Origin of the sequence: Burkholderia singularis (genome assembly GCF_001718875.1) — a bacterium.
GTDB lineage: Bacteria > Pseudomonadota > Gammaproteobacteria > Burkholderiales > Burkholderiaceae > Burkholderia > Burkholderia singularis.
Window position 1 is genome coordinate 689,142 of the sequence record NZ_CP013448.1, and the last position, 24,466, is coordinate 713,607.

Here is a 24,466-nt window from a genome sequence, read left to right on the forward strand (position 1 = left end):
GACCCGAGGGCGGCTGCGCCGATCGAGCCGCGGCAGCGATCCTGACGGGCGCGCAATGCGCGAGCGCCGTGATGGGCAAGCGGCAGAGCCTGGGTCGGCTCGCGAGGAGGCACGCGTCCCGCACTAAAGGCGCCGGATGTGAGCCATCGAAGGTTTTGTGCGGCTGAGCGCCAGGCTGCACACGGCAAAGAGGGGGAGCACGGGGCGCAAAGCCGAAGGCTGGCGCGGGCTCCGACGCCCGCTTCGCTCCTTTGCGCGCCGGGCGATTTGCTTTCGCGTGCAATATGCGGCAAGTTACACGACAAGCGGTTATGCTGGCGTTTCTTTTTCGGGCGATCGAGCCCTGTTCTATTGGAGAGGAAACGCATGTCAGATAAACCCGCTCCCACTTCCGTTTCGATCCACGAATTGATCGCAGGCCGCTGGAGCCCGCGCGCGTATTCAAACGAGCCCGTCAGCGCCGAGCATCTGCATGCGGTGCTCGAGGCGGCGCGCTGGGCGCCGTCGGGCTACAACGCGCAGCCGTGGCGCTTCGTCGTGTTCGAGCGCAGCCGGGACGAAGCCGCGTTCAAGCGCGCGTTCGCGACGCTGGTGCCGTTCAATCAGGGCTGGACCGCGCCGGTGCCCGTGCTGATCGCGGTAACCGCCCGCAAGCTGAATACGAAGGGCGAGCCCAACCCCACGGCTGCCTACGATGCGGGCGCGGCGGCGTTGTCGCTCGTGCTTCAGGCGCATGCGCTCGGCCTCGCCGCGCATCAGATGAGCGGTTTCGACACGAAGGCATTTCGCGACGCATTCGAGATTCCGGCCGATATCGAGATTCTCGCGATCATCTCGCTTGGCCACTACGGCGATGCCGACAAGCTCGACCCGGTGCTGCGTGAGCGCGAGCGTGCGCCGCGCACGCGTCATGCGATCGGAGAGATCGTCTACGCCGACGCGTGGCAGAAACCGTTTTCGACGGCGGCGTGACGGGGCGCGGCGGGCGGGCTGCGTGCGCCGTGACGAGGGCCGTGCCCGCTGTGCGTGGGCCGGGCGGCCAGACGGCGCCCGGCTTGGCCGGTGGGCTCGTCAGCCGCAGTGTCGGTGAGGCGGGCGCAGTTCACGCCGGTGCGTGATTGTCCACCGAACAGGTGGATCGCGCCGGTTCTTTGTCACTGATGGCTCGGGGCGTCGATTCGCCGGCTATCGGGGTTGTGACGCGCCGACTGCCGCACTGTCCCGCCTCGATCGGCACCTTTTAATTCACCGTCGCGCGTTCCGGCCAACTGTTCCAAAACCGTTTTCCGCCCAATTCCGCGCCAGCCGGCACCCGATTGTGACGCAGGACCGTTTCGTGATAAAAAGCCGGTCCTCCCTTTTTTGCCCCGCCTGTCGGCGGCCCGCCCGATGACTTATTGCGCGATCGATTTTGGCACGTCCAATTCCGCCGTCGCGTTGCCGCGCGCCGGCACCGCGGGCGGCATGCAGCTTGTGCCCGTCGAAGGCGAGCAATTGACGCTGCCTACCGCGATCTTCTTCAATACCGACGAAGGCGTCCGCGACTACGGCCGCGCGGCGCTCGCGTCTTACATCGACGGCTTCGAAGGCCGCTTGATGCGCTCAATGAAGAGCATCCTCGGCTCGCCGCTCGCCCAAACCACGACCGATCTCGGCGACGGCTCCGCGATCGCCTATACGGACGTGATCGCGCTGTTTCTGTTGCATCTGAAGCAAAAGGCGCAAGCCTGCGCGGGTAGCGAGATCGGCCGCGCCGTGCTCGGCCGCCCGGTGTTCTTCGTCGACGGCGATCCGCGTGCCGACCGCCTCGCGCAGCAGCAGCTCGAATCGGCCGCGCGGGCGGTGGGGTTCGCGGACGTCGAGTTTCAATACGAGCCGATTGCCGCCGCGTTCGACTACGAATCGCGGCAGCAGTCCGAGCGGCTCGTGCTCGTCGCGGATATCGGCGGCGGCACGTCGGATTTCTCGCTGGTGCGCGTCGGCCCGCAGCGCATGCGCCGGCTCGAGCGCAAGGACGACGTGCTCGCGCACCACGGCGTGCATGTCGCGGGCACCGATTACGACCGACGCGTCGAACTGTCGGTGATCCTGCCCGAGTTCGGCTACCGCGCGCTCGATCCGGAAGGCCGCGAGCTGCCGAACCGCATTTACTTCGATCTGGCGACCTGGCACCTGATCAATACGGTCTATACGCCGAAGCGCGTGGGCGAACTCAAGCTGATGAAGCATCTGTATACAGACGTGCGTCACTTCGAGCGGCTGTTGCGCGTCGTCGAGCACCGGCTCGGCCATGCGCTTGCCGCGCGCGCGGAGGAGGCGAAGATCGGCGTGTCGGCGGGTGGCGAGACGACCATCGATTTGAACGATGTCGACGAAGACCTGCAGATCGCATTCGATGCCGAGCAGCTCGTCGATGCGAGCCGCGACGAAACCGCGCGCATCGTCGATGCGGCGCGCGAGACGGTGCGGCTTGCGGGCGTGGCGCCGCGCGAGGTCGGCGCGCTGTATTTCACTGGCGGCTCCACGGGGCTGGCGTTTCTGTCGGGCGCGCTCGCGGCGGCATTCCCGGATGCGCAGCCGGTGCATGGCGATCGTCTGGCGAGCGTTGCAACGGGGCTCGGGATTCATGCACAGCGCGTATTCGGCTGAGTAGTGGCGCGCAGGCGCGCCGTAAATCGGGGCGCCGCGGCATTGCCGCCGGCTGCTGGCAAACCGCGCGCCAAAAATCAAAAACCCCGCGCAAGGCGGGGTTTCGTATGCAGCGAAGCTCTCGCGCCGGCTTACAGCGGCTTGATGTTCGCGGCTTGCAGGCCCTTCGGGCCGGTCTTCACTTCGAACTCGACCTTCTGGTTTTCCTGCAGCGTCTTGAAGCCGTCGACGCGGATTTCCGAGAAGTGGGCGAACAGATCCTCGCCGCCGCCTTCCGGCGTGATGAAACCAAAACCCTTCGCGTCGTTAAACCATTTGACGGTACCGGTTGCCATAACGTATTCCTAACCTAAATAAAAATGTGAGACAGGGCCGAAGCCCGGGGAGCGCATGAAAATCAAGGAAGGGGTAATGGGACCAGCCGGAGTACCGTTGATGGGCGAACTACGAAAGAACCTATTCACTCGCCGCTTGAAATCCTGCGCATCGTTTATACGACTATTCGATGCCGAGGTCAATCGGAATCGATGACAACTCAGGGTTATTGCTGAGAAGTAGCCCTAAACCAACTTACAAAGCTTGCGAGTGTCATTGTTTTTTTATAGGGGGTGATCGATTTTTGCGGCCAATCTCCAGTGCAACCGTTAAACTACGCGCCGCGCGCGGACGGGTTGCGCCTGATCGGCTGACCCGTTTTCAAGAATGCATGTGCGGCGTTATCCGGCCCGATCGTCGGTGGTGCCGACTCTGCTTTTGTGAGACACAGGAGAGGTTGTGAAGAGTTCTATTCAACGGAACATTGGTCCGTTCGCTTTGATGCTGACCGGATTGGGTTCGATCATCGGATCAGGGTGGCTGTTCGGCGCCTGGAAGGCGGCAAAGATCGCCGGACCTGCGGCGATCTGCGCGTGGATCATCGGCGCGGTCGTGATTCTGGCTATTGCACTCACCTACGCGGAACTCGGCGCGATGTTCCCTGAATCGGGCGGCATGGTGCGCTATGCGCGTTATTCGCACGGCTCGCTCGTCGGTTTCATCAGCGCATGGGCGAACTGGATTGCGATCGTCTCGGTGATTCCGATCGAGGCGGAGGCATCGATCCAATATATGAGCACCTGGCCATACGAATGGGCGCACAGCCTGTTTGTCAACGGCGAGCTGACGACACCCGGATTGTTGTTGTCGGCCGTGCTCGTGGTCGTCTACTTCATGCTCAACTACTGGGGCGTGAAGCTCTTCGCGCGTGCGAATTCGGCGATCACGATCTTCAAGTTCCTGATTCCCGGTCTCACGATTCTTGGCCTGCTGCTCACGAGCTTCCACGGCGAAAATCTGGGCATGACCACGAGCGAAAGCTTCGCGCCGTATGGCTGGTCGGCCGTGCTGACCGCGGTGGCGACGAGCGGCATCGTGTTCGCGTTCAATGGTTTCCAGAGCCCCGTCAACCTGGCGGGCGAAGCGCGCAATCCGTCGCGCAGCGTGCCGTTCGCGGTGGTTTCGTCGATCCTGATCGCGCTCGTGATTTACGTGTTGCTGCAGGTCGCGTATATCGGCGCGGTCGATCCGCTCGAAGTAGCCAAGGGCTGGAAGCACTTCAACTTCGCGTCGCCGTTCGCGGAACTCGCGCTCGCGCTGAACCTGAACTGGCTGGCGATCCTGCTGTACATCGACGCGTTCGTGAGCCCGAGCGGCACCGGCACGACCTATATGGCAACGACGACGCGGATGATCTACGCGATGGAGCGCAACAACACGATGCCGAAGATGTTCGGCAGCGTGCATCCGCTGTACGGCGTGCCGCGCAACGCGATGTGGTTCAACCTGCTCGTGTCGTTCATCTTCCTGTTCTTCTTCCGCGGTTGGAGTTCGCTCGCGGCGGTGATCTCGGTGGCGACCGTGATTTCGTACCTGACGGGCCCGATCTGCCTGATGGCGCTGCGCCGCGCGGCAACCGACCTCGAACGGCCGCTGTCGATTCCCGGCATGAACCTGATCGCGCCGTTCGCGTTCGTGTGCGCGTCGCTGATCCTGTACTGGGCGAAGTGGCCGCTGACGGGGCAGATCATTCTGCTGATGGTCGTGGCGCTGCCGGTGTACTTCTACTATCAGGGCAAGGCCGGCTGGAGCGGCTGGGGCACCGATCTGAAAGCGGCGTGGTGGCTTGTCGCGTATCTGCCCGCGATGGCCGTGCTGTCGCTGATCGGCAGCAAGGAGTTCGGCGGCCGCGATGTGCTGCCGTATGGCTGGGATATGGTGGTGGTGGCGGTGGTGTCGCTCGGATTTTATTTCTGGGGCGTGCATGCCGGTTATCGCACCCCGTATCTCGACGAGCGTGAGTCGCACGACGAGATTCTCGAAGGGATCGGCGCGTAATCGGCGCGGGCCCGCCGCCGGCGGCCCGCGCAATATGAACAAAGCCCGCCCGGGTCGTACCGGGCGGGCTTTGTTTTTTGCAGTGCCGTTTGGTAGCGCTCGCGCGGCTCGCCCGCGCGTATCAGGCCGTTGCCGGATCGAACACGTAATTCGTCATCGCGAGCACGCGCTGGTAGGTGCCGAGCGGCTGAATGCGCAGCCGGTAATCGTCGTCGGCCGCGCCGAGCGCCGAGAACACCGGCAGCAGGTGCTCGTCGGTCGGATGCATCAGCAGCGCGTGCGGCGCCTGGCGGCGGTAGTCGACGAGCGCGTCGATGTCGCGCGCGGCGAGCTTTGCGTCGAACCAATCGGTGAATTCGGCAACGCGCGGGTCGGCTTCGCCGGGCGCCGCCGAGAAGTCGGCCGCGCGCAGGTTGTGCGTGATCTGCCCCGAACCGATCACCATCACGCCTTCATCGCGCAGCGGCCGCAGCGCCCGGCCGACGCGGAAGTGGTGCGCGGCGTCGGCGCGCGGCTGGATCGAAAGCTGCGCGACCGGGACGTCGGCGTGCGGAAACATCAGCAGCATCGGCACCCATGCGCCGTGATCGAGCCCGTGCGGCAGCGCCGCCGTTTCGATTCCCGCCTCGGCGAGCAGCGCGGCCGCGCGGGCCGCAATATCCGGCGCACCGGGCGCGGGATAGCGGATTTCGTACAGCGCGCGCGGAAAGCCATGGAAATCGTGGATCGTGTCGGGGCGCTGCGCAGTGCTGACGACCGGTTGCTGCGTCAGCCAGTGCGCGGACAGCATCAGCACCGCGCGGGGGCGCGGCAGAGCCGCACCCAGTTCGGCAAACGCGCCGGACGGCAGCGCCGGATCGATCGGCAGCGTTGGCGCGCCATGCGACAGATAAAGCGACGGTAGACGGTTCATGGTGATCGGGCTTCGCGCTTGATATCGATAGAGTTCAGACTATAAGCATGCGCATCGGATTGATAAATTAGAAAAATGGATTTTATTGTGTCGCGTCGGTATTTAATTGATGCGGCAAGCGGCAAGCGGTCATGGTCGGCAGGCCGGAAATAGGGGGCGCAGCGCGATTGGCGATCAAGGCCGCAACGAAACGGCGATCGCGGCGGCGCGCCGCATCAGTTCAATTCGCGCAGCCCTGGCCACGGCGTGGTGTGCGGCGTGCCGAGCGCGAACATGTCGAGCACGCGCGAAACCGTGTGATCGACCATCTCGTCGATCGTCTTGGGCATGGCGTAAAACGCGGGCAGCGGCGGGAAAATGACGCCGCCCATCTCGGTGACGGCCGTCATGTTGCGCAGGTGCGCGAGATTGAACGGCGTTTCGCGCACGAGCAGCACGAGCCGGCGGCGCTCTTTGAGCGTCACGTCGGCGGCGCGGGCGATGAGGTTGTCGGACAGGCCGTGCGCGATGCTCGCGAGCGTTTTCATCGAGCATGGCGCGACGATCATGCCGTCGGTCGCAAACGAGCCCGACGCGATGCTCGCGCCGACGTCGCGCACCGAATGGACGACATCGGCGCGCGCCTGCATATCGTCCTTCGTGAGCTGCAATTCGTGCTGGAGATTGAGCCAGCCGGCGTGCGAGATCAACAGATGCGTCTCGACGCCGCCCGACGCACGCAGCTTGTCGAGCGCGCGCACGCCGTAGATCGCACCGGAGGCGCCGGTGATCGCGACGATCAGGCGCCGCGGCGGTGCCGCCGGGCGGGATTCCATCGACAGGAGACGCAGAGAAAGGGCCGGCGCGCTTACGCGGCGGCGAAGAGCTGCTGCAATTCGCCCGACTGGTACATCTCCATCATGATGTCCGAGCCGCCGACGAATTCGCCTTTCACGTAGAGCTGGGGAATCGTCGGCCAGTTCGAGAATTCCTTGATGCCCTGACGGATCTCTTCGTCCTCGAGCACGTTGACGGTCTTGAACTGATCGACGCCGCACGCCTTCAGCACCTGCACGGCGCGGCCCGAAAAGCCGCACATCGGAAATTGCGCGGTGCCTTTCATGAAGAGCACGACCGGGTTTTCGTCGACGATTTGCTTGATGCGTTGTTGGGTATCCATGGCTGACCTTGCTGTAGCTGGGCGTGAAGGAGAAATGATACTGGATTTCATGGGGGACGGCCGGCGCGGACCGAGGTGGCCAGCGGCGTTCAGCCGGCCATCCGGCCGCCCGTGGCGCGCTCGATCGACGCAAGATCGGTGAGCGATGTGACGCCGCGAAAACCCGCCGCGTCGAGGATCGCGCGCACCGCTGCGGCCTGATCGTAGCCGTGCTCGATCCACAGCGCGCCGCCCGGCGCGAGCCGCGCCGGTGCGCCGGCGGCAATCGCGCGGATCGCGGCGAGGCCGTCGGCCTCGTCGGTCAACGCGCCGCGCGGCTCGAAGCGCAGATCGCCCTGCGCGAGGTGCGGGTCGTGCCGCGCGATATACGGCGGATTGCTGACGATCACGTGAAAGCGCAGCGCGGGATCGAGCGATGCGTACCAATCGCTTTCGACGCATCGCAGCGGGCCGCCCGGCCGGGCCGGATCGAGGAGGCGCGCGGCGTTGCGGCGCGCGACGCCGAGCGCGGCGGGCGAGCGTTCGAGCGCCCAGACGCGCGCGTCGGGCCGTTCGGCCGCGATCGAGACCGCGATCGCGCCGCTGCCCGTGCCCAGATCGAGCACGCAGGGCTGCGCGATGCCGTCGAGCGCGTCGAGCGCGGTTTCGACGAGCAATTCCGTTTCGGGCCGCGGGATCAGCACGTCGGGCGTGATCTCGAACGGGCGTCCGAAGAATTCGCGCGTGCCGGTGAGCTGCGCGACCGGCTCACCCGCTGCGCGGCGCGCCTCGAGCGCGCGATAGCGCGCGAGCGCGTGCGCGTCGAGCGGCGCGTCGGCGCGTGTGATGAGTTGCGTTCGGCTCCAGCCGAGCGCGTGCGCGAGCAGGACGCGCGCATCGAGCGCATCGAGCGGTGACGCGCGCAGCAGTTCGGCGACGGTGGCGGGCGCGGGCTTCATGGCAGGGCACGGGCGCTCATTCCGCGTCGCCGAGCGATGCGAGCAGTTCGGCCTGATGTTCGCTCACAAGTGCGGCGATCAATTCGTCGAGATCGCCGTCCATGATCTGCTCGAGCTTGTACAGCGTCAGGTTGATCCGGTGATCGGTCATCCGGCCCTGCGGAAAGTTGTACGTGCGGATGCGCTCGGAGCGGTCGCCCGAGCCGATCAGGCTCTTGCGCGTCGCCGCTTCCTTGGCGTGCTGCTCGTGGTACTGCTTGTCCTTGATCCGCGCGGCGAGCACCTTCAGTGCGCGATCCTTGTTCTTGTGCTGCGAGCGGTCGTCCTGGCATTCGACGACGATGCCCGTCGGAATGTGCGTGACGCGCACCGCCGAATCGGTCTTGTTGATGTGCTGGCCGCCCGCGCCGGATGCGCGGAACGTGTCGATGCGCAGATCGGCCGGGTTGATCTCCACTTCGCCGATCTCGTCGGCCTCGGGCATCACGGCGACGGTGCATGCGGACGTGTGGATGCGGCCCTGCGTTTCGGTTGCCGGTACGCGTTGCACGCGGTGGCCGCCCGATTCGAACTTCAGCCGCGAGTACGCGCCGTAGCCCGCGATGCGCACGATCACTTCCTTGTAGCCGCCGAGATCCGATGCGCTTTCCGACATCATCTCGACCTGCCAGCGCTGCCGCTCCGCGTAGCGCAGATACATGCGCAGCAGATCGCCCGCGAACAGCGCCGATTCGTCGCCGCCCGTGCCCGCGCGGATTTCGACGAAGATGTTGCGCTCGTCGTTCGGGTCTTTCGGCAGCAGCATCGTTTGCAGTTCGGCCTCGAGGCGGCTCATCCGCTCACGCGCGCCGCGCAGCTCGTCTTCGGCGAAATCGCGCATCGCCGCATCGCCGAGCAGTTCCTGCGCGGCCTGTTCGTCGGCGCGGGCCGTGCGCCACCGCGCATAGTGATCGACGACGGGGCCGATCTCGGCGTGCTCGCGCGTCAGTTTCCGGTACTGGTCGAGATCTGCGGTGACGTTTTCGCGGCTTAGCAGATCGTTCAGTTCGGCCAGCCGGGTTGTAAGCTGGTCGAGCTTGCTTTGCATGCTCGTCTTCATGGTGCGGAGCGGGGCTCCCGGAGAGGAATTCGAAAAAGGGAAGAAAGCGCGACGGGTTCGGCGCCGCTAACGGCCCGACGTATCCGTCGAGCGTGGCGCGTGCTGGTAGAAGCCGCGCATCAGGTCGATCAGCGAATCGCGCTCGGCGCCGTTCGCGCGATTGAGCGCGCTCGTCGGGCCGTGAATCAGCTTGTTGGTCAGCGCCTGCGACAGCGCATCGAGCACGGCGGCCGGATCGTCGCCGCGCGCGAGCATCTTTTGCGCTTTTTCGACTTCGGCGCGGCGCAACGCGTCGGCCTGGGTGTGCATGTGACGAATCACGGGCACGATGCTGCGCGCGTCGAGCCATTGCATGAAGTTTTGCACGCGGGTCTCGATGATCGCCTCGGCCTGCGCGACGGCCGCTTGCCGCGACGCATTGCCTTCGCGGACGATCGCGCCGAGATCGTCGACCGTATAGAGGAACACGTCCTTCAACTTGCCGACTTCCGGCTCGATGTCGCGCGGCACCGCGAGGTCGACCATGAAGATCGGCCGGTGGCGGCGCGCCTTCACCGCGCGCTCGACGGCGCCCAGGCCGATGATCGGCAGCGTCGATGCGGTGCACGACACGATGATGTCAAATTCGTGCATCCGCGCTGGCAGCTCGGCCAGCGGTATCGAGCGGCCGCTGAAGCGCTCGGCGAGCTTCGCGCCGCGCTGCGCCGTGCGGTTCGCGACGACGAGTTCGCGCGGGCTCTGCGCGGCGAAGTGGGTCGCGCACAGCTCGATCATTTCGCCCGCGCCGATGAACAGCACGCGCTGATTCGACACTTTTTCGAAAATCCGCTGCGCGAGCCGCACCGCGGCGGCGGCCATCGAAACCGATTGCGCGCCGATCTCGGTCGTGCCGCGCACTTCCTTCGCGACGGCGAACGTGCGCTGAAAGAGCTGGTTCAGATAGGTGCCGAGCGCGCCGGCTTCGGACGCGGTGCGCACGGCGTCCTTCATCTGGCCGAGGATCTGCGTTTCGCCGAGCACCATCGAATCGAGTCCCGACGCGACGCGAAAGGCGTGACGCACCGCTTCGGATTGCGGCAGCGCGTAGACGTGCGGCGCGAGTTCGTCGGCGGCAATGCGATGATAGTCGGACAGCCAGCGGATCGCGGCGTCGCGCGCCGCGCGCTCGTCGGTTGCGCAGTACAGCTCGGTGCGATTGCAGGTCGACAGGATCGCGGCCTCCGGCCCATGCGGCGCCTGACGGCTCGGAAAGACGCTCTTGAACGTCGCGAGCGCCGGCTTGAGCTGCTCGAGCGGAAACGCCACGCGTTCGCGCAGGGCGACAGGCGCAGTGTGGTGGTTGATTCCGATCGTGAGGAGCTGCATGGCAAGGGGCTATCGTTTAGGCCCATATTATAGCGTTTTGACGACGAGCGATCGTCGGCGCGTGCCGCGCCAGCGGTATTAGGCGGCTCGGCGCACGCAGGGCCCGGCGGTGCGTGCCGCAACTTGGGGCCGTTGCGACGTCATGACGCGCTTTTTTTGATAGGGTGAGAAGCAGCCCCAAAACAGTGCGAAAATGACAGTCGCGAAACGGAAACATTGCTCAGTGCCGACGGAACGATCCCGGTCGCGAAAAAGAGGCATTGGATGAACTGGTTTGGAGTCGTGGTGCTGGGTTGCGCCGTTGGCTTGCTTGGCTGGGCGTTGCATCCGCTGCGCCGCCTGAGCCGTGCGCCGCTGTGGGCGGCCGTCGCGGCCGGCGTGCTCGGTGCGGCCGCCGCGCGCATGGTGGGCAATGTCGCCGGATTCTTTTATGACGGCGGGACGCTCGAATGGCCCGTTTGCGCCGTCGTCGCGTTCGTTGCCGTTACTTTGACGGTGGGCTTGTCGGCCCGCCGCTGAATGTTTGCAGGTGAAAAAAATCATGAATGCCCGAGTCCCCAACTCGTCGACCGTGCCGGCGCGCCTTGCCGCATTGCGCGACGCGATGGCGCGCGAGAATCTGGCCGCCTATCTGGTGCCGTCCGCCGATCCCCATCTGTCCGAATATCTGCCCGAGCGCTGGCAGGCGCGCCAATGGCTGTCCGGCTTCACCGGCTCGGTCGGCACGCTCGTCGTGACCGCCGATTTCGCTGGCCTGTGGGTCGATAGCCGTTATTGGGTGCAGGCCGATGCGCAGCTCGCGGGCAGCGGCGTGCAGTTGATGAAAATGACGGGCGGTCAGCAGACCCAGCCGTATGTCGAATGGCTTGCGACGCATGTCGAAGCGGGCGGCACGGTCGGTGTCGACGGGGCCGTGCTCGGCGTGGCGGCCGCGCGCGCGCTCGACGCGGCGCTGACGCCGCGCGGCATCGCGCTGCGCGCCGACGTCGATCTGATCGACACGATCTGGCCGCGGCGTCCGTCGCTGCCTGTCGCGGCGGTTTTCGAGCACGCCGCGCCGCACGCGGATGCGTCGCGTGCTGGCAAGCTCGCGCAGGTGCGCCGCGCGATGCACGAGCAGCGCGCGCAGTGGCATTTCGTGTCGGCGCTCGACGATCTCGCTTGGCTCTTCAATCTGCGCGGCACCGATGTCAACTACAACCCGGTGTTCGTCGCGCATGCGCTCGTCGGCCTCGAGCGCGCGACGCTCTTCGTCGCCGACGGCAAGGTGTCCGCGGAGCTTGCGGCGTCGCTCGCGCAAGACGGCGTCGACGTGCAGCCGTATGCCGCCGCGGCCGCCGCGCTCGCGGCGCTGCCGGCCGGCTCGGCGCTCCTGATCGATCCGCGCCGCGTCACGCACGGTCTGTTGCAGGCCGTGCCGAGCGAAGTGCGGGTGATCGAGGCGGTGAATCCGTCGACGTTCGCGAAATCGCGCAAGACGCCGGCCGAAATCGAACACGTGCGCGCGACGATGGTGCAGGACGGCGCGGCGCTTGCGGAATTCTTCGCGTGGTTCGAAGGCGCGCTCGGCCGCGAGACGATTACCGAGCTGACGATCGACGAGCGGCTGACGGCCGCGCGCGCGCGGCGGCCCGGCTACGTGTCGCCGAGCTTCGCGACGATCGCGGGCTTCAACGGCAACGGCGCGATGCCGCATTATCGGGCCACGCGCGGCGCGCACGCGACAATCAACGGCGACGGCTTGTTGCTGATCGATTCAGGCGGCCAGTATCTGAGCGGCACGACCGACGTCACGCGGGTCGTGCCCGTCGGCGCGATCGGCGACGCTCACCGGCGCGATTTCACGATCGTGTTGAAGGCGATGATGGCGCTGTCGCGCGCGCGCTTTCCGCGCGGCATCCGCTCGCCGATGCTCGACGCGATCGCGCGCGCGCCGATGTGGGCGGCCGGGCTCGATTACGGGCACGGCACCGGGCATGGCGTCGGCTATTTCCTGAATGTCCACGAAGGGCCGCAGGTGATTTCGCACTATGCGAGCGCGGAGCCCTACACGGCGATGGAAGAGGGGATGATCACGTCGATCGAGCCGGGCGTGTACCGGCCCGGCCAGTGGGGCGTGCGCATCGAGAATCTGGTCGTCAACCGCGCGGCCGGGCAAACCGAATTCGGCGATTTTCTCGAATTCGAGACGCTGACGCTGTGCCCGATCGACACGCGCTGCGTGCTGCCGGCGTTGATGACGGACGACGAGCGCGCGTGGCTCAACGCGTATCACGCAACGGTGCGCGAGCGGATCGCGCCGCATGTGTCGGGCGATGCGAAGGCCTGGCTCGACGCGCGCACGCAGCCGATCTGAGCGGCGGCGCGCGGCGTGGCGGCGCTGGGCTTGCCGGCGCATGCCGGGGCCGCGCTTTTCCATAACGGCGGGTTCAACGGCGAGAGCAATAGATGAAGGGCGCGGCAGTCCTGGTGATCGACATGCAGCGCGGTTTGCTGCAAGGGGCGCGGCCGGCGCACGGGCTTGGCGAAATCGTCGCCGGCATCAACCGGCTGACGGCCGCCGCGCGCGCGGCGCATGCGCCGGTGTGCTTCGTTCAGCATGACGGCGAGCCGGATGACGGGGACGACATCGCGCCCGGCACGCCGGGCTGGGAACTGCACGCGGATCTCGTGCGCGCGCCCGCCGACTGGTCGATCCGCAAGCGCGTGAGCGACGCATTCCAGGACACGCCGCTGGCGGCCGGGCTCGATCGCCACGGCATCTCGCACGTGATCCTGTGCGGCTACGCGACGCAGTTCTGCGTCGATGCGACCGCCCGCCGGGCCGCGCTGATCGGCTACCGCACCACGGTCGTCGCCGATCTGCACACGACGTGCGACTGGCCGCATCTGAGCGCCGCGCAAATTATCACGCATCACAATCTCACCTGGAAAAACTGCACGTACTCGGGCAACGGCGTCGTGCCGCGTCCGCTCGACGACGTGCTCGCGATGGAGTTCGCATGAGCGTCAGGGCAGTGGTATTCGATTTCGGCGGCGTGTTGATCGATTGGAATCCGGAGTATCTGTACCGCAAGCTGATTCCCGACGACGCCGAGCGCCGCTGGTTTCTCACGCACGTTTGCCCGATGGACTGGGTGATCAAGCAGGACGGCGGGCAGACGATCGACGAAGGCACGGCCGAGCGCATCGCGCAGTTTCCCGAGCACGAGGCGATGATTCGCGCGTTCTACGCACGCTGGCACGAAATGATCGGCGGGGTGCTCGACGGCGGCGCGGCGCTCGTCGAGCAGCTCGACGCGCATCGCGTGCCGCTGTTCGGGCTCACCAACTGGTCGGCGCAGACGTTTCCGTATGCATGGGAGCGTTTTGCGGTATTGCGCCGCTTCAAGGAGATCGTCGTGTCGGGGCGGGTGAAGCTCGTGAAGCCCGATCCGGCGATCTATCGGGAAATGCACGCGCGGATCGAGCCGCATTTGCCCGGCATCGCCGCGGATGAAATCGTGTTCATCGACGACAACGCAAAGAACGCGGCGGCCGCGACGGCGCTCGGCTGGCATGGCATCCACCATACGAGCGCGGAGGCGACCGAGGCGCGGCTGCGCGAGTTGGGCGTGTTCGATTGACGGCGCGGCGGCGATGGCCATGAAAAAAGCGGGCAATTCCGGTTGCCCGCTTTTTTTTGTGCCGCCCATCGCATGCTTTGCGCCGCGATATGCCGCAGATAACGCGTATGCCGCCGGCGTGGCCCGCGCTGCGCGCGACGGCCTTGGCGAGCCCGGCGGCCGACGGCGCCGATCGGCGGTGCGGCCGCGCGAGCGCTGAACATCGAACGCGGAGCGCCAAATGCTCGACGTTCCACGCCGAGCGCCGGACCTCGGGCGCCGCGCGCGGATGCCGTTTTACCGGCTGATCGGCTTGTAGCGGATCCGTTTCGGCTTCGCCGCTTCTTCGCCCAGACGCGCGCGTTTATCCGCTTCGTATTCCTGGTAGTTGCCGTCGAAGAAGACAACCTGCGAGTCTCCTTCGAACGCGAGGATGTGCGTGGCGATCCGGTCGAGGAACCAGCGGTCGTGCGAGATCACCATCACCGAGCCGGCGAATTCGAGCAGCGCGTCTTCGAGCGCGCGCAGCGTCTCGACGTCGAGGTCGTTCGACGGTTCGTCGAGCAGCAGCACGTTGCCGCCCGCGATCAGCGTTTTCGCGAGATGCAGCCGGCCGCGTTCGCCGCCCGACAGGTTGCCGACGATTTTCTGCTGATCGCCGCCCTTGAAATTGAAGCGGCCGATGTACGCGCGCGACGGCGTTTCGTACTTGCCGACCGTCAGCACGTCCGCGCCGCCCGAGATTTCGTCGAACACGGTTTTCGAGCCGTCGAGCGCGTCGCGGCTCTGATCGACGTAAGCGAGCTTCACGGTCGGGCCCATCACGATCTCGCCCGAATCCGGCTGCTCGTTGCCGGTGATCATCCGGAACAGCGTCGATTTGCCGGCGCCGTTCGGGCCGATGATGCCGACGATCGCGCCGGCCGGAATCTTGAAGCTCAGATTGTCGATCAGCAGGCGCTCGCCATAAGACTTGCTGACGTTCTTGAACTCGATCACTTCATTGCCGAGGCGTTCGCCGACCGGAATGAAGATTTCCTGCGTCTCGTTGCGCTTCTGGTATTCCTGGCTGCTCAGTTCCTCGAAGCGCGCGATACGCGCCTTCGACTTCGCCTGGCGGCCCTTCGGGTTCTGGCGCACCCACTCCAGTTCCTTCTTGATCGCCTTCTGGCGTGCGGATTCGGCGGCCTCCTCCTGTTTCAGGCGCGCTTCCTTCTGGTCGAGCCAGCTGCTGTAGTTGCCTTTCCACGGAATGCCGTGGCCGCGGTCGAGTTCGAGAATCCACTCGGCGGCGTTGTCGAGGAAGTAGCGATCGTGCGTGACCGCGACGACCGTGCCGGGGAAGCGCACGAGGAACTGTTCGAGCCAGTCGACCGATTCGGCGTCGAGGTGGTTGGTCGGCTCGTCGAGCAGCAGCATGTCGGGCTTTTCGAGCAGCAGCTTGCATAGCGCGACGCGGCGTTTCTCGCCGCCCGACAGATGCTCGATCTTCGCATCCCATGGCGGCAGGCGCAGCGCGTCGGCGGCGACTTCGAGCTGCTGCTCGGGGCTGCCGCCGTCGCTCGCGGCAAGGATGGCCTCGTACTTCGCTTGCTCGGCGGCGAGCGCGTCGAAATCGGCGTCCGGCTCCGCATAGGCGGCGTAGATTTCATCGAGCTTCTTTTGCGCCTGGAAAATATCGCCGAGACCTTCCTCGACGGCTTCGCGCACCGTTTTCTGCGCATCGAGTTGCGGCTCCTGCGGCAGATAGCCGATGTTCAGGTTCGGCATCGGCGTTGCTTCGCCTTCGATGTCCTTGTCGACGCCCGCCATGATGCGGATCAGCGTCGATTTGCCCGAGCCGTTCAGCCCGAGCACGCCGATCTTCGCGCCGGGGAAGAACGACAGCGAAATGTCTTTCAGGATCTGGCGCTTGGGCGGCACGATTTTGCCGACCCGGTTCATCGTAAAAACGTATTGGGCCATGTGTGTCAGTGAGAGAGTCAAAATGGGCGCCGCGTAGGTCCGGCACGCGGGGCGCGGTGACGTGACGCGCGATTCGGCTGGTCTGGTCGCAGGCCGGCGCGGCGATGGCGGGCGGCTTGCCGCGCGAAAGCGGCGCGAACCGTCATTGTACTGCGTCGGCCGGCGGCGTAAGCGGGGCGGCGCGGCGCGAGGCGGTTGTGACGCGCGGCGGGCAACTTGAAAAGCGCGGTGGCGCGCGTTAGCGTGTTTCGCATTCGCATATCGCGACGCAATCGGCGCGCGGATCGGCTGGCGCAATGACTGACGACGAACTCAGGCAGGCCGCGCTGGCGCTAGCTGCCGCGGCGTCAAAGCCACGCGTCGACGCCGCCGTGCCCCGAGCATGTGCCGCGTCGGTGGCGGCTGAAACTGTACGCACCGTCCCGGCAGCGGGCCGTCGCCCCTTCGGGGATACGGTTCGATTTCGAATGCGCGGGCGCGTGGATGGTGTCGCCGTCGCGATTGCGGTAGCTGCGGTGATTGTCGAGTTCGCTTTCGTCGGCATGGCGGGAGGTTGACGACGAATACGCATGCGCGCCGGGTGCGCCAAGCGGCAATGTCGCCGCGACGAAGCTGAGCGCGAGCACGTGCGGCGCGACGGCGCGCCACGCGCGGGTGACGGATGGTCGATTGGACATGGTCTCTCTCGTTCGATGATGAGTCGAATGCTTGGTTGGTTGTATCCAGGCTGGCGCGGCGCGCCGCGCCGGCCGCAGCGGATCATAACCGGCGCTGCCGCGCTGCCGCGCGGGCGCGCCGGCGTGCCGATTTCGGACGTTCGCCTTGGCGCGGACCGGTGCCGCCGGCCAACGCACGGGCGCGGCGACTGCCGAAATGGCTCTATTAAAAAAACTCGATTGGCTCTAATTGATCGGACCACTGGCTGCGTAAACTGCACCGCGCTGCACCGCGCTACCCCGATGGGCAGCCGAACGCATAGGCGTGCCGGTATCGGCGCCCAAAGCATCCGTTTTTGGAGGAGACATGAAAGCAAATAGCGGCACGGGCCTCGGCACCGGCTTGAAGCAGCGCCACGTGACGATGTTGTCGATCGCGGGCGTGATCGGCGCGGGGCTGTTCGTCGGCTCCGGCCATGCGATCGCGGAGGCCGGGCCCGCTGCGCTGATCGCGTATGCGATCGCGGGGCTGCTCGTCGTGCTCGTGATGCGCATGCTTGGCGAAATGGCGGTCGCGCAGCCCGACAGCGGCTCGTTCTCGACCTACGCAGACCGCGCGATCGGCCATTGGGCGGGCTTCACGATCGGCTGGCTCTATTGGTGGTTCTGGGTGCTGGTGATTCCGATCGAGGCGACGGCCGCCGCGACGATCCTCAATGCGTGGTTCCCCGGCGTCGCGACGTGGGTGTTCGCGCTCGGCATCACGTCGGTGCTCACGCTGACCAATCTGTTTTCGGTCAAGCACTACGGCGAATTCGAATTCTGGTTCGCGCTCATCAAGGTGGTGGCGATCGTCGTGTTCCTCGTGATCGGCGGCGCGGCGATCATCGGCGTGCTGCCGGGCTCGAACGTGTCCGGCGCGGCGCGGCTCTTCAACGCGGGCGGCTTCATGCCGAACGGAATCGGCACGGTGCTCGCCGCGATGCTGACGACGATGTTCTCGTTCCTCGGCACGGAGATCGTCACGATCGCCGCGGCCGAATCCGAGCACCCCGAGCGCCAGATCGTCCGTGCGACGAACTCGGTGATCTGGCGGATCTCGCTCTTTTATCTGGGCTCGATTTTCGTCGTCGCGGCGCTCGTGCCGTGGAACGACCCGCTGTTGCCCGCGCACGGCTCGTATCAGCGCGCGATGGAGCTGATCGGCGTGCCGCACGCGAAGGGGATCATCGACGTGATCGTGCTGGTGTCGGTGGCAAGTTGCCTGAATTCGGCGCTCTATACCGCGTCGCGGATGATCTTTTCGCTGTCCACGCGCGGCGACGCGCCCGCGTCGCTGAGCCGCACCGATGCGACGGGCACGCCGCGGGCAGCCGTGCTCGCGTCGACCGCATTCGGCTTTTTGACGGTGATTGCGAACTACGCGATGCCCGAGCAGGTGTTCAGCTTTCTGCTCGCGACGTCAGGCGCGATCGCGCTGCTCGTTTATCTGGTGATCGCGGTGTCGCAATTGCGGATGCGCGCGGTGCTCGATGCGAACGGCGTTCGTCCGCCGCTGCGGATGTGGTGCTTTCCGTGGCTGACGTGGGCGGTGATCTTGTTCATCTGCGGTGTGCTCGTGACGATGCTGCTGCGTGAGGACCACCGGATGGAGGTGACGGCGACCGCGGTGCTGGCGGCGATCGTGGTTGCCGCGTCGCGGCTCGGTCGGCGCACGGGCGGCCGAGCCGCACCGGCGCAGCGGGCACCGGTGCGCGTGCGCTGATCGGCGCGCGGCGGCGCGCCCGTCAGGCCGCCGGGCTGATCCGATACTGCGTGACTTGCCGGTATGTCGCGCCGGGCATCAGCACGACTTCGTCGCATCGATTGCGCATGTTGATCTGATTCGGAAACGCGCCGGCCTCGAGGCACAGCGCCGCGTGCCGCACGCATCGCGCGCCGTTTCGCACGCGCAGCCCTTCCAGATGATTGCCCGTATAGCATTGCAGCCCGCGCTGATCGGTCGAGACGCTCAGTTCCCGGCCGCTGCCCGGATCGTAGACGCGCGCGACGCGCCGCAACCGGCGCGCGTCGCCGTCGCGCAGCACGTAGCAGTGATCGAAACCGCCCGCGCGCGCGAGCTGCGCGTGCGGCCAGTCGAGCCGGGCGCCGAGCGGCGCGCCGTGCCGGAAGTCGAACGCGGTGCCGCTCACGTCGGCTTCGCGCAGCGGGATCAACGCGTCGTCGACTTCGAGGAACGCGTCGGCGTCGATCGTCAGCATATGGCCGCGCACATCGGCCGCAGGCTGGCCGGTCAGGTTGAAGTACGCGTGGTTGGTCAGGTTGAGCGGCGTGGGCGCGTCGGTGATGCCTTCGTATTCGATCGTCAGCGTATCGTCTTCGTCGAGCGAGTAGCGCACCTGCACGCTCACGTTGCCCGGAAAACCCGCGTCGCCTTCCGGGGAATCGAGCCGCAGCACGAGCGCGCCGTTTTCGTCGCGCGCGTTCCAGAGCGCTCGATGAAAGCCGCTTGCGCCGCCGTGCAGCAGGTTGTCGCGCTCGTTGCGATCGAGCGTGTAATCGATGCCGCCGAGCGTGAAGCGCCCGCCCGCGATCCGGTTCGCCCAGCGGCCGATGGTCGCGCCCAGGTAGGCGGGCGACGCGAGGTAATCGGCGGGCGTATCGTGCGCGAGCACGACTTCGGCCAGACGTCCCGCGCGGTCGGGCGCGAGCCACGATACGATCGTCGCTCCGAGATCGCTGACGGCGATTTTCGTGCCGCGCGCGTTGCGCAGCGTGAAGCGCTGCACTGGGTCGCCGCCCGGCAGCGTGCCCCACGGCTCGCACGAGAGGCGGGCGGTGCTGAGCGTCGGGCGGAGGGTGTCGGTGGCGGGATGCATGGGCGGTGTCGGCTCGTGGGTGGTCGGGGCGGCGGTCATCGGCGATATCGTCGGGTGGAGGGGGACGGGCGGGCGTTGGCGAAAATGATTGGCTTCGGTTATTCGCGGCGTCGGTGGATGGGCGGCTCGGTTGACGTCGGGTTTGGGCGATGGCCGTGGTATGGGCGGTTCGTGTAAATCGTCGGTAATGGCGGTTTCAACAGCGGTTCACAACGGCGATCCACAACGGCGGTTCTTACAACGGTAGTCCACAACGCCGGTTCACAACAGCGGCCCACAGCGGCAGTTCATAACAGCGGTCCGTAACGGCGGGTCTCACAACAGTGGTCCATGACAGCGGTTCACAACAGCGGGTTTCACAACAGCGGTCGGTAACGGCGGTTCATAAGGGCGATCCGAAACAACGGCCCACAACGGCGTCCCATAACGATGATCCGCAACGGCGGTTCACAACAACAGCCCATAACAGCGGTTCACGCGTGACGGCTCGCGCGTGACCGGCGCAGGCCGTCGGCGGTGCCGATTCGCGGACGTTCGCCCCTGGTCATCGGTATCGCCGATGACCGGCGGTCCGTGCCGCACGGCAGCGGCACCCGCACCGGTTCGTCAACGGCTCGCTTCGCCCCCGCACTCCGCGGCATCCGAATGCGTACCAGTCATCCGTTCACCGGCGCGACGCGCATTTGGTATTCGCGCGGCGTGCAGCCGAGTTCGCGCCGGAATACCGCGTACATATATTGCAGCGACGTGAAGCCGCAGCGGATCGCCACCTCGGCGCTCGATGCGTCGCGGCTGGCCAGCAGCGTTTTCGCCGCGTCGAGTTTGTGGCGCAGGATTTCCTGGTGGACCGTGCATTGCAGTTCGCGGCGGAAGTGCTCTTCGAGCAGCGAGCGCGACACGCCGACGTAATCGGCGACTTGCTCGGTCTTGATGCCCTGGCACGCGTACTGCCGGATGAAATGCCGCGCGCGCATCACATGCGGGCTCGCGAGCGGCTGATGGCGCGTCGATTCGAGCACGTTGATTCCGACCGGCGGCACGAGAATGCGCCGGCCGGGAAAGCGCGCGCCGCCCAGCATTTGGTGCAGCAGGTGCGCGGCCGTGTAGCCCATCTCCTCGGTGCCCTGGATGACCGACGACAGCGGAATGCGCGTGAGCGTGCGCGTCAGCGGATCGTTATCGATGCCGATGATCGCGACCTGCTCGGGCACGGGAATTCCCGCGATCAGGCACGCCTGCAGCAGATGCCGCGCGCGCGCATCGGTTACCGCGATCACGCCGACGGGCTTGGGCAGCCCGTGCAGCCAGTCGATCAACTGTTCGATCGCGTGATTCCACACCGACGCGCTCGTCGGCAGCCCGCGATAGACCGGCGCGTCGAGCCCGTCGGCGCGCGCGAGCTGCTCGAACGCCAGTTCGCGCTGCTGCGCCCAGCGGTTCTGTTGCGCGGCGGGCAGGCTGTACATCGCGAAGCGCTCGAGCCCCGCGCCGATCAGGTGCGTATAGGCGAGCGACACGAGCTTCGAGTTGTCGGTGGCGATGTACGGCAACTCCGGCGGATAGTGCGCCGGGTTTTCGTATGACGAACCGACCGCGACGACCGGTAGCGGCGAGCCGGCGAGCGCATCGGCGACGGCCGGATCGTCGAAATCGGCGATGATGCCGTCGCCGCCGAAGCGCTCGATACCGGCGAGCCGGCAGCGGAAATCGTCTTCGAGGAACAGATCCCACGCGACGCGCGTCGAGCGCAGGTAGTGGCCGATGCCGCTGATGATCTCGCGATCGTAGACCTTGTTCGCGTTGAACAGCAGCGCGATGCGGTGCGGTGTCTGGGCGAAGGGGGCGCGGTTCATGTCGGTGACGGCCGCGGGCGGCGCCGGTGCCGGTGTCTCCTGGTTGGCGCGCGCCATGCCTGTGCCGCGCGGTGGTTGGGTCGAGCTTATTTTAGGACGTGATTGGCTCGATCGCGCGCGCCGCGTGCGCGACTGGCAAGAAACGTTACGAGCGCTGCGCAATTTCGCAATTGCCGGCGCCTGCGCGACGCGAGCAGTATGGCGCCTGACCGGTCATGCCACCGGCATGTGCTGCCGCGCCGCGCGGCAAGCGCAGGCCGCCGGGCGCGCGGCGGGCACGGGCGTCAGCGCCGCGCCGCCGCGCCGCAACAAGACACTGGATGGAGACGCCATGCCGTATTTCGAACATATTCCCGCAATCCGTTACGAAGGCCCGCAGTCGGATAATCCGTTCGCGTATCGTCACTACGATCGCACGAAGCAGGTGCTCGGCAAGACGCTCGAAGCGCATTTGCGCATTGCGGTTTGCTACTGGCACACATTCGTCTGGCCAGGGCACGACATGTTCGGTCACGGCGCATTCCAGCGGCCGTGGCAGCAGGCGGGCGAGCCGCTCGAGCGCGCGCGGCAGAAGGCCGACGCGGCGTTCGAATTCTTCACGAAGCTGGGCGCGCCGTTCTATACGTTTCACGATACCGACGTCGCGCCGGAGGGCGCGAGCCTGCGCGAGTATGTCGAAAACTTCGCGCGGATGACCGATTATCTCGGTGAGCGCCAGCAGCAAAGCGGCGTGCGCTTGCTGTGGGGCACCGCGAATCTGTTCTCGCATCCGCGCTACGCGGCGGGCGCGGCGACGAACCCGAATCCCGACGTGTTCGCGTGGGCGGCCACGCAGGTGTGCCACGCGCTCGACGCGACGCGCCGCCTCGGCGGCGAAAACTACGTGCTGTGGGGCGGCCGCGAAGGCTACGAAACCCTGCTGAACACCGATCTCGTGCGCGAGCGCGAGCAGTTTGCGCGTTTTCTGTCGATGGTGGTCGAGCACAAGCATCGCACCGGCTTCACCGGCGCGCTGCTGATCGAGCCGAAGCCGCAGGAGCCGACCAAGCATCAGTACGACTACGACGTGGCGAGCGTGCACGGCTTTCTCACGCAGTATGGGTTGCAGGACGAGATCCGCGTGAACATCGAAGCCAATCACGCGACGCTCGCCGGCCATTCGTTTCATCACGAGATCGCGAACGCGTTCGCGCTCGGCGTGTTCGGCAGCATCGACGCGAATCGCGGCGATCCGCAAAACGGCTGGGATACCGATCAGTTTCCGAACAGCGTCGAGGAACTGACGCTCGCGTTCTACGAAATCCTGCGCCACGGCGGCTTCACGACGGGCGGGATGAATTTCGATGCGAAGGTGCGGCGCCAGAGCGTCGATCTCGAAGATCTGTTCTACGGACATATCGGCGCGATCGATGTGCTCGCGCTCGCGTTCGAGCGCGCGGCGGTGCTCGTCGAGAACGGCCGGCTCGACGCATTGCGCCGCGCGCGCTACGCCGGATGGGATACCGAGTTCGGCCGCAAGATTCTCGCGGGCGGCTATTCGCTGTCGTCGCTCGCGGCCGACGCGCTCGCGCGCGGCGTGAATCCGCAGCATGCGAGCGGCGCGCAGGAGCGGCTCGAGAACATCGTGAACCAGGCAATTTACGCGCTGCGCTGACGCGGCGGGTTTGCACGCGGCGCGGCGGCGCTGCGGCGGGCGTGCGTGATCCGGCCGGCCGGGCGTCGACGGCAGCCGGCGGTAGTGGATGGAACGCCAGTATGAACCGCCAATAGAGAGCCAATAAAGAGAGGAGTGGAGACATGAAATCCGTCACGCGTCGTACCGCATTGAAGGCGCTGCTCTGGAGCGCGGCGCTCGGCAGCCTGCCGCTTGCCGCACCGCTCGCGCACGCGAGCAAGGACAAGCCGGAAATCGGCTTTTGCATCGACGATCTGCGCGTCGAGCGCTGGTCGCGCGACCGGGACTATTTCGTCGCCGCCGCGACCAAGCTTGGCGCGAAGGTGTCCGTGCAGTCGGCGGACGCGAGCGAGGAGCGCCAGATCGCGCAGATCGAGAATCTGATCGCGCGCGGCGTCGACGTGATCGTGATCGTGCCGTTCAACTCGAAGACGCTCGGCAACGTAGTCGCCGATGCGAAGAAGGCGGGCATCAGGATCGTGTCATACGACCGGCTGATTCTCGATGCCGACGTCGACGCGTATATCTCGTTCGACAACGAGAAGGTCGGCGAGCTTCAGGCGCAGGGCGTCTACGACGTGAAGCCGAAGGGCAACTACTTCCTGCTCGGCGGCGCGCCGACCGACAACAACGCGAAGATGCTGCGCGAAGGCCAGATGAAGGTGCTCAAGCCGGCGATCGAGCGCGGCGACATCAAGCTCGTCGGCCAGCAGTGGGTGCCGGAGTGGAGCGCTTCGACGGCGCTGCGCATCGTCGAGGACGCGTTGACCGCGAACAACAACCGGATCGACGCGATCGTCGCGTCCAACGACGGCACCGCGGGCGGTGCGATCCAGGCGCTGGCCGCGCAGCATCTCGCGGGCAAGGTGCCGGTGTCGGGGCAGGATGCGGATCTCGCCGCGGTCAAGCGCGTGATCGCGGGTACGCAGACGATGACGGTCTACAAGCCGCTGAAGCTGATCGCCGGCGAGGCCGCGAAGCTCGCGGTGGATCTCGCGAAGGGCGCGAAGCCCGCGTACAACGCGCAATACGACAACGGGAAAAAGAAGGTGGACACGGTGCTGTTGCAGCCGACGCTGCTGACCAAGCGCAATGTCGATCTGGTCGTCAAGGATGGCTTCTATACGCAGGCGCAATTGGCGAGTCAGTGACGGATGGCGGGCGGGCGCGGCGCGCAGGCCAATGCCGGTGAGCCGGTCAAAGCGGATGCAGGCTATCGCAGGGACCGGCCAACACCGGTGCAGGCCGCCGCGGGATAGCGGCCCGAAGGCCGCCTCGGCCGCTGCCGGCAACGCGCCGCGTAGGGCCGATGGCCGGCGCGCATCCGGCGCCATTCG

General features: G+C 66.3%; 21 protein-coding genes. 10 read left to right on the plus strand and 11 right to left on the minus strand.

The genetic code is table 11. The features are described from left to right. Nucleotides 1-366 precede the first annotated feature (366 nt). Both AQ611_RS03215 and AQ611_RS03220 read left to right on the plus strand, forming a co-directional pair. Nucleotides 367-972: a nitroreductase family protein gene (locus tag AQ611_RS03215; RefSeq protein WP_059520635.1), complete on the plus strand. Its 606-nt coding sequence runs from the start codon at nt 367-369 to the stop codon at nt 970-972. Between the two features lie 417 nt (nt 973-1,389). After that, nucleotides 1,390-2,649 carry an Hsp70 family protein gene (locus AQ611_RS03220; RefSeq protein ID WP_069233698.1) on the plus strand — a complete coding sequence of 420 codons (1,260 nt, stop codon included), beginning with the start codon at nt 1,390-1,392 and terminating at the stop codon, nt 2,647-2,649. Nucleotides 2,650-2,780: 131 nt separating this feature from the next. On the opposite strand, the gene AQ611_RS03225 is transcribed toward AQ611_RS03220, so the two are convergent. Further along, a complete protein-coding gene (locus AQ611_RS03225; protein ID WP_004196837.1) occupies nt 2,781-2,984 on the minus strand; it encodes a cold-shock protein in 204 nt (67 codons plus the stop codon). Between the two features lie 439 nt (nt 2,985-3,423). Between AQ611_RS03225 and AQ611_RS03230 the strand changes: the two genes are divergently transcribed. Next, on the plus strand, nt 3,424-5,022 hold the full coding sequence (locus AQ611_RS03230) for an APC family permease (RefSeq protein WP_059520637.1): 1,599 nt from the start codon (nt 3,424-3,426) through the stop codon (nt 5,020-5,022). Between the two features lie 121 nt (nt 5,023-5,143). Here AQ611_RS03230 and AQ611_RS03235 read toward each other — a convergent pair whose 3' ends face one another. The 6 genes from AQ611_RS03235 to hemA all read right to left on the minus strand — a co-directional run bounded on the left by AQ611_RS03235 (nt 5,144) and on the right by hemA (nt 10,496). Then, on the minus strand, nt 5,144-5,935 hold the full coding sequence (locus AQ611_RS03235; RefSeq protein ID WP_059520638.1) for a dioxygenase family protein: 792 nt from the start codon (nt 5,933-5,935) through the stop codon (nt 5,144-5,146). A gap of 215 nt (nt 5,936-6,150) precedes the next feature. Further along, nucleotides 6,151-6,750 (minus strand): UbiX family flavin prenyltransferase, encoded by a 600-nt coding sequence (locus tag AQ611_RS03240; protein ID WP_059520639.1) that lies wholly within the window; start codon nt 6,748-6,750, stop codon nt 6,151-6,153. 32 nt (nt 6,751-6,782) lie between these two features. Further along, the gene (gene grxD, locus AQ611_RS03245) at nt 6,783-7,094 is read right to left on the minus strand and encodes a Grx4 family monothiol glutaredoxin (RefSeq protein WP_059520640.1); all 312 of its coding nucleotides are present in this window, start codon (nt 7,092-7,094) and stop codon (nt 6,783-6,785) included. An 89-nt stretch (nt 7,095-7,183) separates the two neighbouring features. Next, nucleotides 7,184-8,032 carry a peptide chain release factor N(5)-glutamine methyltransferase gene (prmC, locus tag AQ611_RS03250; RefSeq protein WP_069233699.1) on the minus strand — a complete coding sequence of 283 codons (849 nt, stop codon included), beginning with the start codon at nt 8,030-8,032 and terminating at the stop codon, nt 7,184-7,186. A 16-nt stretch (nt 8,033-8,048) separates the two neighbouring features. After that, nucleotides 8,049-9,131, minus strand: coding sequence for a peptide chain release factor 1 (gene prfA / locus AQ611_RS03255; protein ID WP_059520642.1), 1,083 nt, complete (start codon nt 9,129-9,131; stop codon nt 8,049-8,051). 66 nt (nt 9,132-9,197) lie between these two features. Beyond that, nucleotides 9,198-10,496 carry a glutamyl-tRNA reductase gene (gene hemA / locus AQ611_RS03260; protein ID WP_059520643.1) on the minus strand — a complete coding sequence of 433 codons (1,299 nt, stop codon included), beginning with the start codon at nt 10,494-10,496 and terminating at the stop codon, nt 9,198-9,200. A 264-nt stretch (nt 10,497-10,760) separates the two neighbouring features. On the opposite strand from hemA, the gene AQ611_RS03265 reads away from it, so the two are divergent. The 4 genes from AQ611_RS03265 to AQ611_RS03280 all read left to right on the plus strand — a co-directional run bounded on the left by AQ611_RS03265 (nt 10,761) and on the right by AQ611_RS03280 (nt 14,122). Then, the gene (locus AQ611_RS03265; RefSeq protein WP_059520644.1) at nt 10,761-11,015 is read left to right on the plus strand and encodes a hypothetical protein; all 255 of its coding nucleotides are present in this window, start codon (nt 10,761-10,763) and stop codon (nt 11,013-11,015) included. 22 nt (nt 11,016-11,037) lie between these two features. After that, a complete protein-coding gene (locus AQ611_RS03270) occupies nt 11,038-12,852 on the plus strand; it encodes an aminopeptidase P family protein (protein WP_059520691.1) in 1,815 nt (604 codons plus the stop codon). A gap of 92 nt (nt 12,853-12,944) precedes the next feature. Next, complete coding sequence (locus AQ611_RS03275) at nt 12,945-13,502, plus strand: cysteine hydrolase family protein (RefSeq protein WP_069233700.1); 558 nt, start codon at nt 12,945-12,947, stop codon at nt 13,500-13,502. After that, nucleotides 13,499-14,122, plus strand: a complete 624-nt coding sequence (locus tag AQ611_RS03280) for an HAD-IA family hydrolase (protein WP_069233701.1) — start codon at nt 13,499-13,501, stop codon at nt 14,120-14,122. The genes AQ611_RS03275 and AQ611_RS03280 overlap by 4 nt, the downstream gene beginning before the upstream one ends. 276 nt (nt 14,123-14,398) lie before the next feature. Here the strand turns inward: AQ611_RS03280 and ettA are convergent, their stop codons facing one another. Further along, nucleotides 14,399-16,066, minus strand: coding sequence for an energy-dependent translational throttle protein EttA (ettA, locus tag AQ611_RS03290; protein WP_059520648.1), 1,668 nt, complete (start codon nt 16,064-16,066; stop codon nt 14,399-14,401). Nucleotides 16,067-16,413: 347 nt separating this feature from the next. Next, nucleotides 16,414-16,743, minus strand: coding sequence for a DUF3761 domain-containing protein (locus tag AQ611_RS03295; protein WP_059520650.1), 330 nt, complete (start codon nt 16,741-16,743; stop codon nt 16,414-16,416). 346 nt (nt 16,744-17,089) lie between these two features. Here AQ611_RS03295 and gabP point away from each other — a divergent pair, with 346 nt between their 5' ends. Beyond that, nucleotides 17,090-18,487 (plus strand): GABA permease, encoded by a 1,398-nt coding sequence (gene gabP / locus AQ611_RS03300; protein WP_069233703.1) that lies wholly within the window; start codon nt 17,090-17,092, stop codon nt 18,485-18,487. Between the two features lie 22 nt (nt 18,488-18,509). Here gabP and AQ611_RS03305 read toward each other — a convergent pair whose 3' ends face one another. Next, nucleotides 18,510-19,601, minus strand: a complete 1,092-nt coding sequence (locus tag AQ611_RS03305; RefSeq protein ID WP_069235107.1) for an aldose epimerase family protein — start codon at nt 19,599-19,601, stop codon at nt 18,510-18,512. A 656-nt stretch (nt 19,602-20,257) separates the two neighbouring features. Continuing rightward, on the minus strand, nt 20,258-21,454 hold the full coding sequence (locus AQ611_RS03310) for a XylR family transcriptional regulator (RefSeq protein ID WP_069235108.1): 1,197 nt from the start codon (nt 21,452-21,454) through the stop codon (nt 20,258-20,260). Between the two features lie 331 nt (nt 21,455-21,785). On the opposite strand from AQ611_RS03310, the gene xylA reads away from it, so the two are divergent. Both xylA and xylF read left to right on the plus strand, forming a co-directional pair. Continuing rightward, entirely contained in the window at nt 21,786-23,108 is a 1,323-nt protein-coding gene (xylA, locus tag AQ611_RS03315) for a xylose isomerase (protein WP_069235109.1), read from the plus strand. Nucleotides 23,109-23,251: 143 nt separating this feature from the next. Beyond that, a complete protein-coding gene (gene xylF / locus AQ611_RS03320) occupies nt 23,252-24,280 on the plus strand; it encodes a D-xylose ABC transporter substrate-binding protein (protein ID WP_059520652.1) in 1,029 nt (342 codons plus the stop codon). The last annotated feature ends 186 nt before the right edge of the window (nt 24,281-24,466 follow it).

Coding starts and splice junctions, on each gene's coding strand:
- AQ611_RS03265 (WP_059520644.1), top strand. CDS start 10,761: ATGAACTGGTTTGGAGTCGTGGTGCTGGGTTGCGCCGTTGGCTTGCTT.
- gabP (WP_069233703.1), top strand. CDS start 17,090: ATGAAAGCAAATAGCGGCACGGGCCTCGGCACCGGCTTGAAGCAGCGC.
- hemA (WP_059520643.1), bottom strand. CDS start 10,496: ATGCAGCTCCTCACGATCGGAATCAACCACCACACTGCGCCTGTCGCC.
- AQ611_RS03220 (WP_069233698.1), top strand. CDS start 1,390: ATGACTTATTGCGCGATCGATTTTGGCACGTCCAATTCCGCCGTCGCG.
- prfA (WP_059520642.1), bottom strand. CDS start 9,131: ATGAAGACGAGCATGCAAAGCAAGCTCGACCAGCTTACAACCCGGCTG.
- AQ611_RS03305 (WP_069235107.1), bottom strand. CDS start 19,601: ATGCATCCCGCCACCGACACCCTCCGCCCGACGCTCAGCACCGCCCGC.
- AQ611_RS03215 (WP_059520635.1), top strand. CDS start 367: ATGTCAGATAAACCCGCTCCCACTTCCGTTTCGATCCACGAATTGATC.
- AQ611_RS03310 (WP_069235108.1), bottom strand. CDS start 21,454: ATGAACCGCGCCCCCTTCGCCCAGACACCGCACCGCATCGCGCTGCTG.
- AQ611_RS03270 (WP_059520691.1), top strand. CDS start 11,038: ATGAATGCCCGAGTCCCCAACTCGTCGACCGTGCCGGCGCGCCTTGCC.
- AQ611_RS03225 (WP_004196837.1), bottom strand. CDS start 2,984: ATGGCAACCGGTACCGTCAAATGGTTTAACGACGCGAAGGGTTTTGGT.
- AQ611_RS03235 (WP_059520638.1), bottom strand. CDS start 5,935: ATGAACCGTCTACCGTCGCTTTATCTGTCGCATGGCGCGCCAACGCTG.
- prmC (WP_069233699.1), bottom strand. CDS start 8,032: ATGAAGCCCGCGCCCGCCACCGTCGCCGAACTGCTGCGCGCGTCACCG.
- xylF (WP_059520652.1), top strand. CDS start 23,252: ATGAAATCCGTCACGCGTCGTACCGCATTGAAGGCGCTGCTCTGGAGC.
- xylA (WP_069235109.1), top strand. CDS start 21,786: ATGCCGTATTTCGAACATATTCCCGCAATCCGTTACGAAGGCCCGCAG.
- AQ611_RS03240 (WP_059520639.1), bottom strand. CDS start 6,750: ATGGAATCCCGCCCGGCGGCACCGCCGCGGCGCCTGATCGTCGCGATC.
- ettA (WP_059520648.1), bottom strand. CDS start 16,066: ATGGCCCAATACGTTTTTACGATGAACCGGGTCGGCAAAATCGTGCCG.
- grxD (WP_059520640.1), bottom strand. CDS start 7,094: ATGGATACCCAACAACGCATCAAGCAAATCGTCGACGAAAACCCGGTC.
- AQ611_RS03280 (WP_069233701.1), top strand. CDS start 13,499: ATGAGCGTCAGGGCAGTGGTATTCGATTTCGGCGGCGTGTTGATCGAT.
- AQ611_RS03275 (WP_069233700.1), top strand. CDS start 12,945: ATGAAGGGCGCGGCAGTCCTGGTGATCGACATGCAGCGCGGTTTGCTG.
- AQ611_RS03295 (WP_059520650.1), bottom strand. CDS start 16,743: ATGTCCAATCGACCATCCGTCACCCGCGCGTGGCGCGCCGTCGCGCCG.